13 protein-coding genes and 1 pseudogene are annotated in these 13839 nt (G+C 38.0%); 8 read left to right on the top strand and 6 right to left on the bottom strand.

The annotated features are described in order from the left end of the window. Nucleotides 1-236: 236 nt before the first annotated feature. The 4 genes from IC621_RS00835 to prli42 form a co-directional block, all read right to left on the bottom strand. The gene (locus IC621_RS00835; protein ID WP_191154777.1) at nucleotides 237-404 is read right to left on the bottom strand and encodes a hypothetical protein; all 168 of its coding nucleotides are present in this window, start codon (nucleotides 402-404) and stop codon (nucleotides 237-239) included. 762 nt (nucleotides 405-1166) lie between these two features. Further along, the gene (locus IC621_RS00830; RefSeq protein ID WP_191154776.1) at nucleotides 1167-1595 is read right to left on the bottom strand and encodes a cell wall hydrolase; all 429 of its coding nucleotides are present in this window, start codon (nucleotides 1593-1595) and stop codon (nucleotides 1167-1169) included. Between the two features lie 98 nt (nucleotides 1596-1693). Further along, on the bottom strand, nucleotides 1694-2431 hold the full coding sequence (locus IC621_RS00825; RefSeq protein WP_191154775.1) for an alpha/beta fold hydrolase: 738 nt from the start codon (nucleotides 2429-2431) through the stop codon (nucleotides 1694-1696). Nucleotides 2432-2716: 285 nt separating this feature from the next. Beyond that, nucleotides 2717-2809, bottom strand: a complete 93-nt coding sequence (gene prli42, locus IC621_RS00820; protein ID WP_191154774.1) for a stressosome-associated protein Prli42 — start codon at nucleotides 2807-2809, stop codon at nucleotides 2717-2719. A gap of 178 nt (nucleotides 2810-2987) precedes the next feature. On the opposite strand from prli42, the gene mce reads away from it, so the two are divergent. The 6 genes from mce (at nucleotide 2988) to msrA (ending at nucleotide 10606) form a co-directional block, all read left to right on the top strand. After that, the gene (gene mce / locus IC621_RS00815; protein ID WP_224752232.1) at nucleotides 2988-3404 is read left to right on the top strand and encodes a methylmalonyl-CoA epimerase; all 417 of its coding nucleotides are present in this window, start codon (nucleotides 2988-2990) and stop codon (nucleotides 3402-3404) included. After that, nucleotides 3401-4954 (top strand): acyl-CoA carboxylase subunit beta, encoded by a 1554-nt coding sequence (locus tag IC621_RS00810; RefSeq protein WP_191154773.1) that lies wholly within the window; start codon nucleotides 3401-3403, stop codon nucleotides 4952-4954. The genes mce and IC621_RS00810 overlap by 4 nt, the downstream gene beginning before the upstream one ends. A gap of 30 nt (nucleotides 4955-4984) precedes the next feature. Further along, nucleotides 4985-6109, top strand: coding sequence for a M20/M25/M40 family metallo-hydrolase (locus tag IC621_RS00805; RefSeq protein ID WP_191154772.1), 1125 nt, complete (start codon nucleotides 4985-4987; stop codon nucleotides 6107-6109). An 886-nt stretch (nucleotides 6110-6995) separates the two neighbouring features. Beyond that, complete coding sequence (locus IC621_RS00800; protein WP_191154770.1) at nucleotides 6996-8246, top strand: DNA polymerase IV; 1251 nt, start codon at nucleotides 6996-6998, stop codon at nucleotides 8244-8246. A gap of 216 nt (nucleotides 8247-8462) precedes the next feature. Then, complete coding sequence (gene gndA / locus IC621_RS00795) at nucleotides 8463-9875, top strand: NADP-dependent phosphogluconate dehydrogenase (RefSeq protein WP_191154768.1); 1413 nt, start codon at nucleotides 8463-8465, stop codon at nucleotides 9873-9875. 200 nt (nucleotides 9876-10075) lie between these two features. Continuing rightward, nucleotides 10076-10606 (top strand): peptide-methionine (S)-S-oxide reductase MsrA, encoded by a 531-nt coding sequence (msrA, locus tag IC621_RS00790; RefSeq protein ID WP_191154766.1) that lies wholly within the window; start codon nucleotides 10076-10078, stop codon nucleotides 10604-10606. A gap of 500 nt (nucleotides 10607-11106) precedes the next feature. Here msrA and IC621_RS00785 read toward each other — a convergent pair. After that, a pseudogene (locus IC621_RS00785) lies at nucleotides 11107-11222 on the bottom strand (YpiB family protein); the annotation flags it as partial. Between the two features lie 22 nt (nucleotides 11223-11244). Further along, on the bottom strand, nucleotides 11245-12738 hold the full coding sequence (zwf, locus tag IC621_RS00780) for a glucose-6-phosphate dehydrogenase (protein WP_191154764.1): 1494 nt from the start codon (nucleotides 12736-12738) through the stop codon (nucleotides 11245-11247). A 391-nt stretch (nucleotides 12739-13129) separates the two neighbouring features. Here zwf and IC621_RS00775 point away from each other — a divergent pair, with 391 nt between their 5' ends. Both IC621_RS00775 and IC621_RS00770 read left to right on the top strand, forming a co-directional pair. Then, complete coding sequence (locus tag IC621_RS00775; RefSeq protein ID WP_191154762.1) at nucleotides 13130-13336, top strand: hypothetical protein; 207 nt, start codon at nucleotides 13130-13132, stop codon at nucleotides 13334-13336. Between the two features lie 33 nt (nucleotides 13337-13369). Further along, complete coding sequence (locus IC621_RS00770; protein ID WP_191154760.1) at nucleotides 13370-13714, top strand: FtsX-like permease family protein; 345 nt, start codon at nucleotides 13370-13372, stop codon at nucleotides 13712-13714. Nucleotides 13715-13839: the final 125 nt, after the last annotated feature.

Raw genomic sequence — 13839 nt, 5'->3', positions numbered from 1 at the left:
AGTCACTCCTATTAGTTAATATCAGTTAATTTTTTGATGAAATTGAATGTGTTTTGTTTATTGGCAGGTGGAACCATTAAAGAAAAAGAAGCAGGCTAAATTGATCTCTGCCGTCCCTGAATTATCCCTCTTTTAACAAACTGTAAAACTCGTCTCACACCTCAGAAGGTATGATTGCCTGCAAACGCCTCAGTCTAAGGATGAATCAAACACCCGCTGATAAAGGTTTTAATTTCTCATAGGTCTTCTTCTTCCACATTTGTAACATTGCTTGCTGAATCCTCATCCAGTAAGATTACATGGTCTGGGGTTGAGGTTTCGAAATAGGGAGGGTATTGCTTCTGCTGTTGACTCTCAGATTCATTGGCGGGATGAACCTTGTTATTCTTTTCTTTTTCATTCATTATTTTTGTAACAGCTCCTTTTGGTGATATATGTGTAAATTTCCCTATATGATAGCTTTTTATCCCACTCTTTACGGACTGTACTACCTCTAACTTCAATCTTCGGAAAAGTAATATAATTTGGTGGAGATAACTGCCTGTAAAGGTCCGAGAAAAGGAACACTGACTAAAAAGCGTCACTTTCGTGGCAACATCAGTTTGACCCTCATCAGTTGGCCGCAGGCTAACCATTAGTTGGGGTGAAAAAACCCCCACTGATGGAAGTTTTACTTTATTCAAATGGGTGGAGTGAATTAGTCGATCACAATTAACTGGAAATTTCTTTTTGGAGGAAATATATGTAGAGGATTCTAATGAAAAAATACAAATTTTGCGGTGTAACCAATATTGTAAAAAGCTGCCGTTTTTAGTTAACACTCAAATATAATCAAAAATAAACAAATAGAACACGGCAAAGAGCACAGATAGAATTAATGCCCCCAGTTTATGAACATGGTGCAATCCATGATTACAAGGACTAAGTGCATCTTACTTTCTCCTAATTTTAATCTGGTTACTAGTATTGACATTATATTTACAAATATTTCCATATATTCATATAAGTAAATAACTGAATGGGGGAGAGTAAAAATCCCCACCTCGATTTTCAGATGAAATAATAAGAAAGGTGGGGATAAAGTCAGATTGCTTCAAGGGGGTACCTATTGTTTGCTAATTGAAATCTTCCAACTTCACATGGGTGAATAAGTGAATAACAAACTATTAAAACGTGTTATAAATATTCTCACAAGTTCCAGCTGTTGGTTCATAAAAACAGTGAAGCTTGTATCGAGCTACATGAGGCTGATTATACCACTGAGCAGGACAATCTCCCGGCGGTCTAAAATACCATAAGCTAAATTTTGCCGGCCAGAATCTTTCTCCGTTAACAACTCGGCGTGCTAATCGCTTTTCCTTTTCTCTTGCTCTTTGGTAAAAGTATCCTTTAATAGTCGCTTCAAATGCATGTGGCTGAAAAACCATTTGCCGAACTGTACGGATTCCTTTAAAATCGGAACAATTTGCTCTCATCCTGTTAATCCCTACATTACCGACAAGCAGCATACCCATTTGCCCTTCGCCTTCAGCTTCTGCCCTAAGCAATCTTGCTAAAAGATCTATATCTGACTCCGTAGCCTTAACAACTGCCATGATGTCACCTCATTGCTTTTCCCTAATGATGTTTTTATTTAATACTATTGCATTTCAGCTAGGGTAATGACCATTATATTCACAATGGACTCAATCTGTCAGTTGATTCCTTTAAGAAATTCCTCATATATTCGTTTAAAGGCAGTAGGACGGAACAGGTTTGCTGCATGACCTGCATGATGAATTTCCTTATATTGCACGTGTGGGATCACAGTCGTTAAATCTTCAATACTAGACTTATAAAGAGAGTCATGATCACCCATTACCCAAAGAACTGGAACATTTATTGTTTTAAGATCACTTCGTAAATCATACTCGAGCCTATGCCCGATCGCTTTTTTTAAAATTCCCTTGTCCAGTTCAAGACCGTATTTATAATACAGCTTTGCTGAAATAAATGAATACGGATCAAGGACCCCTTCTTTTGGAAATAAATCCTCGGAATAGTTTTTTAACCATTTCGAATAATCTTCATTGCTGGAATCCCAATAATGCCGGAATACCTCAAATAAAGGAGAATTAGAGTTATAATGGCCTCCTATATAACAAAGACTTAACACTCTCTCTTTCCACTTGCTTGAAAAAATTGTACTAGGATAACAACCATAGCTTAATGAACATATATGAGCTTTTTCTATCTCTTCCTGTTCAAAAAGAATATCTAATTGTTTAACTAAATTATCCAATGTGAATTCTACTGCTTTTCCTCTTTCCTTACCGTGGCCAACTAAATCATAAGCGTACGTATGATAGTCATGACCAAAATAATCAATTTCCTTATGAAAGGCACGTTTACTGCCTGTAAGGCCATGTATAAATACGATATTTTCCTTCATTTTTCCTCCAGCATCAAAGATTCTATCTATTTCCTCTCGTTAAAACATAACGCGAGATTGTAAAACCCTTTTTAAGATATAGTTAAAACTATGTAAATATTATCATGGATTTTAGGATGTTCCGGCAGCTTTTTTGAAAAAGAAAACTACAAAAGAAAGCTGAAGTTTAGAAATGTACGTCAATTAACGAGCACTCGTTCATTAAAATTTAAAACATATTTAATGAAAAAACACTAGGGCCTATGAGGGAAGCCCTAGCGTTTAGTTTGCCAAACCAATTACTTTTTATAAAAATATGGATGCTCCTGCCAACAAAGAAGTCAGTAACATCGTCGCTATCATCAAATAAACGATTAATTTTTGAAACTTGCGAGGCATAGTAGGTTCACTCCTATTTCTAAGCATATCATTATTTTATCGTGAATTTAGCACTCGGACAAGAAATAATCATGTCGATATATGAAGTATTCCTGTTAAAATGGAGGGTTTTTCGTCTTTAGCGGAGAAGATATATATGGTTTGAATTCGATTTCATAACACAAAGGGAGAGATCATCATGGGGAAAAAAATCGACCATATAGGGGTAGCTGTACGATCAATCAAAGAGGTGCTGCCTTTTTATGAAAAGACATTGGGGCTTACCTTTCTTGGAGAAGAGGTAGTCGAATCACAAAGGGTTAAAGTTGCTTTCCTTCAAATTGGAGAAAGTAAAATTGAGCTTTTGGAACCAACAAGCAATGAAAGTGCTGTCGCCAAGTTTATTGACAAACGTGGAGAAGGAATTCATCACCTTGCAATCGGTGTAGACAAAATAGAAGATAGAATTGAAGAGTTTATTAAAAATGGTATACCGATGATCGATGAAGCTGCACGTCAAGGAGCAGGTGGAGCGAACATTGCCTTCATGCACCCAAAAGGGACGAACGGCGTTTTAGTTGAATTGTGTGAAAAGCGTGGAGGTGGATGTTCATGACAGGGGATATATATGAAAAGATCAACGAATTATATGATAAACGCCGTGAAGTGGAATTAGGCGGAGGTGACGAGAAAATTACGAAGCAGCATGAAAAAGGGAAGCTTACCGCCAGAGAGCGTATCGATTTGTTAGTTGACAAAGGAACATTTGTTGAACTGAACCCTTTTATTGAACATCGCTGCAATGATTTTGGTCTAGAGGATAAAAAAGGACCAGGTGATGGGGTAGTTACTGGATATGGAAAGGTTCATGGGCGGCCGATCTATCTTTTCTCTCAGGATTTTACCGTTTTTGGTGGGGCTTTAGGAGAAATGCATGCAAGAAAAATTGCGGCGGTTATGGATCTTGCAGCACAAAATGGAACTCCTTTTATTGGATTGAATGACTCGGGCGGTGCTCGTATACAAGAAGGTGTGGTATCATTAGATGGGTATGGTCAGATTTTTTACAGGAATTCCATTTATTCAGGAGTCATCCCTCAAATTTCGGTTGTATTAGGGCCATGTGCAGGTGGAGCGGTTTATTCACCAGCTATTACTGACTTTGTTTTTATGGTAGAGAAAACAAGCCAAATGTTTATTACAGGTCCTAAAGTCATTGAAACAGTCACCGGAGAAAAAATTAGCTCCGAGGATTTAGGAGGAGCAGCAGTACATAATTCAATTAGCGGAAATGCCCATTTTTCCGGAAAAACAGAGACTGAGGTTCTTTCACAGGTTCGAAAGCTGCTTTCTTATTTGCCGCAAAATAATGAGGAACAAGCAACGGTGATAGAGACCGAAGAACAGAAAGATTATCGTCCGGATTTAACAGAAATGATTCCATTTGATGCGGTACGTCCATATGATGTCCGCTCGGTTATTCAAGAGGTAGTTGATGACTCAACATTTTTTGAAGTGCAGCAAAACTTTGCGAAAAATATCGTCGTTGGCTTTGCTAGGATAAAAGGAAGAGTGGTAGGGCTTGTCTGTAATCAGCCAAAATATATGGCTGGAGGACTAGACATTGACTCTTCTGACAAAGCGGCGAGATTTATCCGGTTTTGTGATTCCTTTAACATCCCGCTGATCACATTTGAGGATGTCACCGGGTTTTTTCCTGGTGTGAAGCAAGAGCATGGCGGAATTATCCGTCATGGGGCAAAAATATTATATGCCTATTCAGAGGCAACCGTTCCTAAGATTACAGTGATTCTAAGAAAGGCATACGGCGGTGCATATGTAGCGTTAAATAGTAAATCGATTGGGGCTGATTTAGTATACGCTTGGCCCAATGCAGAAATTGCAGTAATGGGCCCTCAGGGAGCTGCCAACATTATTTTTGCAAAAGATATTAATGAAAGCTCTGATCCTGAAGAGACAAGAGCAAAAAAAATCAAGGAATACCGCGAGAAATTTGCCAATCCATATGTGGCAGCAAGCCAGGGAATGGTGGATGATGTTATCGATCCTCGGGAAACAAGAATCAAACTGATCCAAGCATTGGATATGTTAAGTACAAAAAAAGAAAACAGACCTACAAAAAAACATGGCAATATACCGCTCTAACATCATTCAAATCAAACGGAGGGAATTGAAATGATTAACCAAAATCGATTAGTAGATGAATTTTTAGAACTTGTTCAAGTAGACTCAGAAACAAAATTCGAAGCAAAAATTTCAAGCGTTTTAAAAGAAAAATTTTCTGAATTAGGTTTGAAGGTTGTAGAAGACGATACAACAGGTGTAACAGGTCATGAAGCCGGAAATCTTGTTTGTACACTAGAAGCTACTAAAGAAAATGTTGATCCAATATATTTTACGTCCCATATGGATACAGTTGTTCCGGGAAAAGGAGTAAAGCCAGCTATTGAAGATGGGTTTATTGTAACGGACGGAACAACTATTTTAGGGGCGGATGATAAAGCAGGACTTGCAGCGATGCTTGAAGCTGTTCGTGTCCTGCAAGAAAATAATATACCACATGGTAAAATCGAATTTGTCATCACAGCTGGTGAAGAATCTGGATTAGTCGGGGCAAAAGCATTGGATCCTAAATTGATGACAGCTAAATTTGGATACGCACTTGATAGTGATGGCAAAGTCGGCAATATTATCGTAGCAGCTCCTACTCAAGCGAAAATTCGTGCAACGATTCTTGGTAAAACAGCGCATGCTGGGGTAGCTCCTGAAAAAGGGGTATCTGCCATAACGATTGCAGCTAAGGCGATTGCAAAAATGCCACTTGGACGGATTGATGAAGAAACGACCGCAAACATCGGGCGGTTTGAAGGCGGCACACAAACAAATATCGTATGTGACCATGTTGAAATTCTTGCTGAGGCGCGTTCATTAGTAGCTGAAAAGATGGAAGCACAGGTAGATAAAATGAAATCCGCATTTGAAACAGTCGCAACTGATATGGGTGGAAAAGCGGAGGTAGAGGTTGAAGTTATGTATCCCGGCTTCAAATTTGGCGAAGGCGATCATGTAGTAGAGGTAGCGAGGAGAGCTGCAGCAAGCATTGGACGGACAAGTGAATTGTTAAAAAGCGGTGGAGGCAGTGATGCAAACGTCATTGCCGGACACGGAATTCCAACCGTTAACCTTGCAGTCGGCTATGAAGAAATCCATACTACAAATGAAAGAATGCCCATTGAGGAGTTAGTGAAAACGGCAGAACTGGTCGTTGCTGTTATTGAAGAAGTGGCAAAAGGTAATTAATGATGATTAAGGCTTGAATGTATTTGTGCATTCAAGCTTTTTTCATGTTTTCTGAGAATTTAAGTAAATTAAAGTATTAACGCATTAAAGTTAATTATCATTGTCCACTCCAGGCGCCATCGGCCCTTAAGTCATAAGCCAATCCGTCAAAAAGGTTAAAGAACAACCTTTCTGCCGGCACGTCTTATGCTTGTCGCCAAAGGACTAGCGCCTTGCGCTTTACTTATAATATCAGAATTTATATGTCATCTCATTATTGGCGGTTTAATAACAATATTTGTAATCTGTATACTACTTAGATTTGATGATTTATGTCGAATAATCGATATTTTGAAATTTTCGAAGATAAGTCTGCCGATTTCGAAGATAAATTTCAGATTTCGAAGATATAAGGGGAAAAATCGAAGATAAGTAAACGATCGGTGGATAATCAAGAGCAAAAAGCTATTTGTTATGGAATGAAAAAACAGAAATCGTTTGAAATATGGCCAAAATGACGCGAGCACCCTAAAGAACTGGTTAAAGAGTATAGAAAAAAAATCATCTCTTTCGCTGATTGCAACAATTTCCACCTCCGACCTCACACCTTCAGAATGACGCGTAGCGTTTTTCTTATAAGATCAGAAAATTTAAGCTAATTAAAGTATTAACGTGTAAAAGAGTGTTGTCGGAAGAGATTCGCTCAGGAAGGAGCCAATTGGCTTATTTTAAGACTAGAATCCTATTCACCTCCCTCAAATACTTAATTGTTTAAGTCCAAAGGAAATTGTCCTTACTAAAGGGTGAAAATAACTGGCTTATAGTATGTTAATAATTGTCTGCTCGCTTATTCGAACAAATAATAAAATATATGGTATTATTGTTATAGATTCGGGGTGGATATCAAATGAAAACGAATCAAGTTCATGGGAGAATCATTTTTCATATTGATATGAACAGCTTCTATGCATCCGTTGAAATGGCATTCGACCCTGCTTTAAATGGGAAGCCCCTTGCTATAGCAGGCAATCCAGAGGAAAGAAAAGGAATAATTGTCACATGCAGCTATGAAGCCAGGGCAAAGGGTGTGAAAACCACCATGCCTTTATGGCAGGCGAGGAAATTGTGTCCAGAGCTTATTGTAAAAAAACCTAACTTTGATCGCTACCGGCAAGCCTCAAAAGCGATGTTTACCCTTTTAAGGGAATATACCTCTCTTGTGGAACCAGTCTCTATTGATGAGGGTTATATTGATATTACAGACATCTCAACTGACAAAAATCCTCTTGTTATCGCCCGTGAAATTCAATCACGTTTAATGGAGGAGCTGCTGCTTCCTTCAAGTATTGGGATAGCACCAAATAAGTTTTTAGCAAAAATGGCTTCCAACATGAAAAAGCCAATGGGAATTACTGTATTGCGAAAAAGAGAGATACAGGAAAAATTATGGCCAATGCTGGTCGGAGAGATGCATGGAGTAGGAGAAAAAACAGCTGAAAAGTTAAAGACACTTAATATTTTAACGATCAAAGATTTAGCTGCGGCAGATACGATCCAATTAAAGTCCCTTTTAGGAGTGAACGGAGAGCGTCTTAAAAAAAGAGCAAACGGTCTTGACCAAAGACCCGTTGACCCTGAATCAATTTATGAATTTAAAAGTGTTGGAAACTCCACTACACTCCCCAAAGATAGTTCAAATGAACACGAGCTTTTAGCTGTTTTAAAAAGATTATCACAATCTGTAAGTAACAGGCTGAAAAGAAAAGAGGTTCTGGGAACACGTATCTTTATCACAATACGGTATGGGGACCGCCGGACAGTTACTAGAAGCGAAAAATTGAACAATCCAATCAGTCAGGAAGAAGAGATTTTCCTTCAAGCAAAAAAGCTTTTTGAGCTGCATTGGGAAGGGGAGCCGATTCGTCTCCTTGGAATTACGAGTACAGATCTTATTGAAAAGCAGGAAGCATATAAGCAGCTTGATTTATTTTCGTTTGAGACAGATGCAGGAGAAGAGCCAATTCTGAATGTAATAGCAAAAATTAATAAGAAATATGGAGATAATCTTCTTATTAAAGGAATAAAGACAAACACACAACACAATGAAACAAGCGAAACAAGTTTTAATAAAGATTTTTTGAGAGATAAAAAAGATTAAGTTAAGTAAAATATTTACGTATAGTATATAGGTAAATTATCGGTGTCTAGCTCCAGCTCATAACCCCTAGAGAGCTGATTCAAGGTTATGCAAGGCGCGCCGAGCTTTTCCTTAATACAATTGAATTCAAGGGCAATAACTTGAAAATAGCTTGTTATTTATGTTATTTTCAAGCTTGTAAATATATGAATTAGATTCAAGAAGGGACGCGAAGCAATGGCAAAACAACAAATTGGTGTAATTGGTTTAGCTGTAATGGGTAAAAACTTAGCTTTAAATATTGAAAGCCGAGGATTTTCCATTTCCGTATTCAACCGATCTTCTGAAAAAACAGAAGAGTTTCTAAAAGAATCAGAGGGCAAAAACGTTGTAGGTACATTCAGCATTGAAGAATTTGTACAGTCACTGGAAACACCTCGCAAAATTCTACTTATGGTTAAGGCGGGTACTCCAACAGATGCGACGATTGATTCACTGCTTCCTCATTTAGATAAAGGTGATATCTTAATTGATGGTGGAAATACATATTTCGAAGATACTCAGCGCCGTAATAGAATGCTGGCTGAAAGCGGAATCCATTTTATCGGGACAGGTGTTTCTGGCGGGGAAGAAGGAGCGCTTAAAGGGCCATCTATCATGCCAGGAGGGCAGAAAGAGGCTCATGAGCTAGTTAAGCCTATCCTTGAAGCAATCTCTGCTAAAGTTGACGGAGAGCCTTGTACAACTTATATTGGCCCAGATGGAGCCGGACATTATGTGAAAATGGTCCATAACGGAATCGAATATGGTGATATGCAATTAATTTCTGAAGCATACTTTATTCTGAAAAATGTTCTTGGGCTATCGGCTCAAGAGCTGCATGAAGTGTTTGCTGACTGGAATAAAGGCGAATTAGACAGCTACTTAATTGAAATTACGGCTGATATTTTTACAAAAACAGATGAAGAAACTGGCAAGCCACTAGTTGATATGATTTTAGATACAGCTGGTCAAAAAGGAACAGGTAAATGGACAAGCAAAATTGCTTTGGATTTAGGAGTTCCTCTGCCAATTATTACTGAATCCGTATTCGCTCGTTTTATTTCAGCAATGAAAAACGAGCGTGTAAAAGCAAGCAAAGTCCTGTCCGGTCCAGATCATAAAGCGTTTGACGGAGAAAAGCAAGAATTAATTGAAGCTGTTCGCAAAGCTCTTTATATGAGTAAGATTTGTTCTTATGCTCAAGGGTTTGCTCAAATGAGAGCAGCGTCTGAAGAGTATGATTGGAACTTGAAATATGGGGAAATTGCTATGATTTTCCGTGGCGGCTGCATTATCCGTGCGGCGTTTTTACAAAAAATTAAAGAAGCATACGACCGTGACGGTGACCTTACAAACCTTCTATTAGATGCTTACTTCAAAGAAATAGTAGAAAGCTATCAAGGGTCACTACGTAAAACGATTGCGGTTGCAATTGAAAGAGGCGTACCGGTACCTTGCTTCTCTGCAGCACTTGCCTATTATGACAGCTACAGAACAGAAACGCTGCCGGCAAACCTGCTTCAAGCACAACGGGATTACTTTGGTGCTCATACGTATCAGCGAGTTGATAAAGAAGGTATCTTCCATACAGAGTGGATGTCGAAATAATAGGATGAAAACAGCCAATTCCATTATAGGTTTTGGCTGTTTTTTAATAGGGTAAGAAAGGATGTTGTTGTCCAGCTGCGGCGCTTAGTCCACATGAGGTCACAAGAACAATCTTCACAGAAAGGAATCTGTGAAGCTCGCTCGAATGCTTGTCACCGGAGGACTAATGTTTTTCGCTTTTCAAATTGGGAGGGATCAAAATGGAAAACAAGTATCAGCTAGCAACATTTGCAGGGGGCTGTTTTTGGTGTATGGTTCAACCATTTGATGAACTGCCTGGAATTAATCGGGTAACTTCAGGGTATATGGGGGGCCATATTGAAAATCCAACGTATGATGAAGTAAAAACAGGTACATCAGGCCACTATGAAGTGGTGCAGATTGAATTTGATCCAATTCTTTTTCCTTATCAAAAATTATTAGAATTATTCTGGCCCCAAATTGATCCTACAGATGATGGGGGGCAATTTCATGATCGTGGAGATCAATATCGAACAGCTATTTTTTATCATTCAGAAGAGCAAAAAGCTTTAGCAGAACAATCTCTTCTAGAGGTCGAAAAGAGCGGGAAATTTACTAAACCAATTGTTACAAATATTTTGAATGCAGCAGCTTTTTATTCTGCTGAGGATTATCATCAAGATTTCTATAAAAAGGAGCCAAACGAATATAAGGGAGACCGGAAAAAGTCTGGCAGGGATGATTTCATTAAGGCTCACTGGAGAAATTAATTCAAGATAGCTGACCCAAGATTTCTCAATAGCGGGTCGGCTATTTTTGTCTGGTTTCCTAGTCGAATGAGCCAGTGTTGAGTGGTTTGAGCGAAGTTTTAATGTATATGATCCAAATACTCTTTTTACAAGCCAAGTAAAACTTTTTTGTGCCGACTCTGTAATGAGCGAGATTTCTTATATAAGTCCCAGTTCTTGTATTTTCGGTAACAATTCTCAACTTTATCACTGTCCGGTTTCCTTCTCAAACCAAACGTGCAGTGTTGATTGGCTTGTGACTCCAGGAGGGTAGCGCTGCAGCTGAACATTTAATGCGATCAACTTAAAATTTCTGGAAGCTATAAAAAACAGAGTTAATGAAAACTCTGTTTTTTTATAGTTCTATAATTGCTTTTTCCTGTTCGTTGTGCTTGTCAATCATCGTCACCAAGATCTCTTTTTGGAATGCTTGGATAGAGTGTTCTCAGCAACTACACTGTCTTTTTCATTAATGTTTAAATGACAAAATGGGTTGACATGACGATTCCTCTTGCACAGGATTTGTGCTTTGCTTCACAAAATGGACTCTCTCCATCAATGATTTATGATTCATCAAATCGTTTAAGATCCAAACCATTCTCTTCTTTTCATTAACAAGCCTATTCTTCAACGATATCGGTTATCGGCCACCAGTGAAAACCGTCTTTTTCTAAGAGCATGTCTGCTGCTTTAGGGCCCATTGAACCAGATGCATAGTTAGGGAAGTCAGCTATCTGCGTTTGCCAATATTCTGAAATCGAGTCGACAAAGCTCCATGATAGAGCTACTTCATCCCAATGTGTGAAATTTGTTGCATCACCGCAAAGTGAATCATATATTAATTTCTCGTAAGCTTCAGGCGTATTAATTCCATCAATACAATTATTACAATAGTCCATTTTAATTGGTTGGGTGAAAATACCACCGCCGCTTTTTTTAGCATTTAAATGCAGTGTAATGCCTTCATCAGGCTGAATATGAATAACCAAAAGGTTTGGATCCAAATTTTCTCCATCTCGGTAATAGAGATTCATAGGAATATCTTTAAACTGAACGACGATCTTTGTTGATTTGGCAGCCATTCGTTTTCCAGTCCGAATATAAAATGGTACTCCTGCCCAGCGGAAGTTATCAATCATTAATTTCCCGGCAACATATGTCTCTGTATTTGAGATATCATCTACATTGTTTTCCTCACGATAGCCTGGCAGCTCTTTTCCGTTCATTTGACCAGTTCCGTATTGACCGCGAACAAAGAAATCATTCACTTCTCCTCCGCTAATTGAACGGAGAGCCCGCAGCACTTTTACTTTTTCGGAGCGGATTTCATTGGTTGTTAATTTGATGGGAGGTTCCATTGCAAGAAGGGCAACCATCTGTATCAGATGATTTTGCACCATATCTCTTAATGCTCCTGATTTCTCATAATAACGTCCACGGTCTTCTACTCCTAATGACTCACTTGATGTAATTTGAATATTTGAGATAAAGCGACTATTCCAGAGCGGCTCAAAAATAGCATTAGCAAAGCGGATGACTTCAATATTTTGCACCATTTCTTTCCCTAAATAATGGTCGATTCGATAAATTTGATCCTCTGAAAAGGCTTCACGGATTTCGTTATTTAATTGCTCGGCACTTGGCAGATCATGGCCAAACGGCTTTTCAATGACTAGACGGCTCCAACCTTGAGTATCTGTAAGACCCTCTTTCTTTAGATTTGAAGCAATAGTTCCGAAGAATTCTGGCGCCATCGCAAGATAGAACATTCGGTTTCCAGGGATATCGTACTTCTGATCTAAATTATGTAATACGTCTTTTAGTTCCAAATAAGAAGAGGGGTTCGTCACGTCAAATGGATGATAGTAAAAATGAGAAGAAAATTCCTCAAGTGCTTCAGGAGCATGAATAGAGCTTTCGATTGACTCTTTCACGTTCTCTCTAAAAAAGTCATTTGTCCAGGCTCTTCTGCCTACTCCGACAACAGAAAATTCTCTGCCGATTTTTTTATTTTGAAACAAACGGTATATAGATGGAAATAATTTTCTTTTTGCTAAATCTCCGGTTGCCCCGAAGATGACTATTACAGCCTTTGGGTTATGTTCAATATTCACTGAAAGTACCTCACTTTTTTAAGACAATTTAAATAAGTAACCTGTTCAACTACATAATTTTATAGGTAATTTACGAACAAAGCAAACATTTGAAATAAAAAATTTTTTAAAATGTCATTTTATTTATTTTTTGAAATAATAAACTAAAAATATTACAAAATATATTGAAGCATTTTAAGAAGAGAGTAAAATAAAGAAATGAAATAGATCGTTTATTTTATTTCATATTTTAAATGGGGTGACAGTTTTGGGTATTCAAATTAAAGAACTTTCAAAAACGTATCGCTGGTGAAGTCTCTGTTCAAGCATTAAAAAAGCTCTCTTTAGTAGTTGACAGCGGAGAATTTGTAGTTATTTTAGGACCTTCTGGTTCAGGTATTAAATGTTCTAGGTGGAATCGACAAGCCTGATCAAGGTGGATTCCATTACGCTAAAGAATGATTGGACAAATAAAGAAGAAACATGGATTATAAAAGGGATAGCTGATATTTATATAGGCAATCAAGTTTACTTAGAAAAAATCATTGTTAATAAATTTATTGGAATTCCTGAAAATGGATATACTGGTATCTGGTCTATTGAAAATCCGGATGATTAGAAAAATATTTTAACTGTTGAAGATCAGCATGCCATGATTGATGCTTTTGAGGCTTTAATCGGGCCGATGAGGTATTCGATTATCATCATTAGTGCCTTTGCTTTTGTTATCGGCTTTATTATCATTCGCCTCGTAACCAACTTGATGATTGAAGAAAACACATCAACTATTGCCTTGCTTAAAGTGATAGGATATGAAAATAAAAGAATTTCCAGCCTCATGCTTAATCTTTACACTCCAGTTGTCATTTTCGCTTATTTATTGGGTGTTCCATTGGGGATTTTCAGTTTTGAAACAATGATGAAGAGTATCGCAGAAGAAACAAGCTTTACGCTGCCAGCTGAAATTCAGCCGATCATGTTCTTGGAGATTTTCTGATTATCTACTTTATTTATTGGTTTTCGCTTGCGATTTCAAAGAGGAAGCTTACTAGAGTTTCCTTGCAGGAAGTGCTGAAAAAACAAGATTAGCAAAGGGTTGTTTTATTAGCCCTTTGCTCTCTA

This window comes from Metabacillus arenae, from assembly GCF_014773385.1.
Taxonomy (GTDB): domain Bacteria; phylum Bacillota; class Bacilli; order Bacillales; family Bacillaceae; genus Metabacillus_D; species Metabacillus_D arenae.
This window is presented reverse-complemented; position numbering and strand designations above follow the sequence as displayed.

What these genes read in the sequence shown, in the direction of transcription:
- IC621_RS00800 (WP_191154770.1), top strand. Translation starts at nt 6,996, where the DNA reads ATGAAAACGAATCAAGTTCATGGGAGAATCATTTTTCATATTGATATG.
- msrA (WP_191154766.1), top strand. Translation starts at nt 10,076, where the DNA reads ATGGAAAACAAGTATCAGCTAGCAACATTTGCAGGGGGCTGTTTTTGG.
- IC621_RS00830 (WP_191154776.1), bottom strand. Translation starts at nt 1,595, where the DNA reads ATGGCAGTTGTTAAGGCTACGGAGTCAGATATAGATCTTTTAGCAAGA.
- IC621_RS00805 (WP_191154772.1), top strand. Translation starts at nt 4,985, where the DNA reads ATGATTAACCAAAATCGATTAGTAGATGAATTTTTAGAACTTGTTCAA.
- gndA (WP_191154768.1), top strand. Translation starts at nt 8,463, where the DNA reads ATGGCAAAACAACAAATTGGTGTAATTGGTTTAGCTGTAATGGGTAAA.
- IC621_RS00835 (WP_191154777.1), bottom strand. Translation starts at nt 404, where the DNA reads ATGAATGAAAAAGAAAAGAATAACAAGGTTCATCCCGCCAATGAATCT.
- IC621_RS00770 (WP_191154760.1), top strand. Translation starts at nt 13,370, where the DNA reads ATGATTGATGCTTTTGAGGCTTTAATCGGGCCGATGAGGTATTCGATT.
- IC621_RS00825 (WP_191154775.1), bottom strand. Translation starts at nt 2,431, where the DNA reads ATGAAGGAAAATATCGTATTTATACATGGCCTTACAGGCAGTAAACGT.
- IC621_RS00810 (WP_191154773.1), top strand. Translation starts at nt 3,401, where the DNA reads ATGACAGGGGATATATATGAAAAGATCAACGAATTATATGATAAACGC.
- mce (WP_224752232.1), top strand. Translation starts at nt 2,988, where the DNA reads ATGGGGAAAAAAATCGACCATATAGGGGTAGCTGTACGATCAATCAAA.
- prli42 (WP_191154774.1), bottom strand. Translation starts at nt 2,809, where the DNA reads ATGCCTCGCAAGTTTCAAAAATTAATCGTTTATTTGATGATAGCGACG.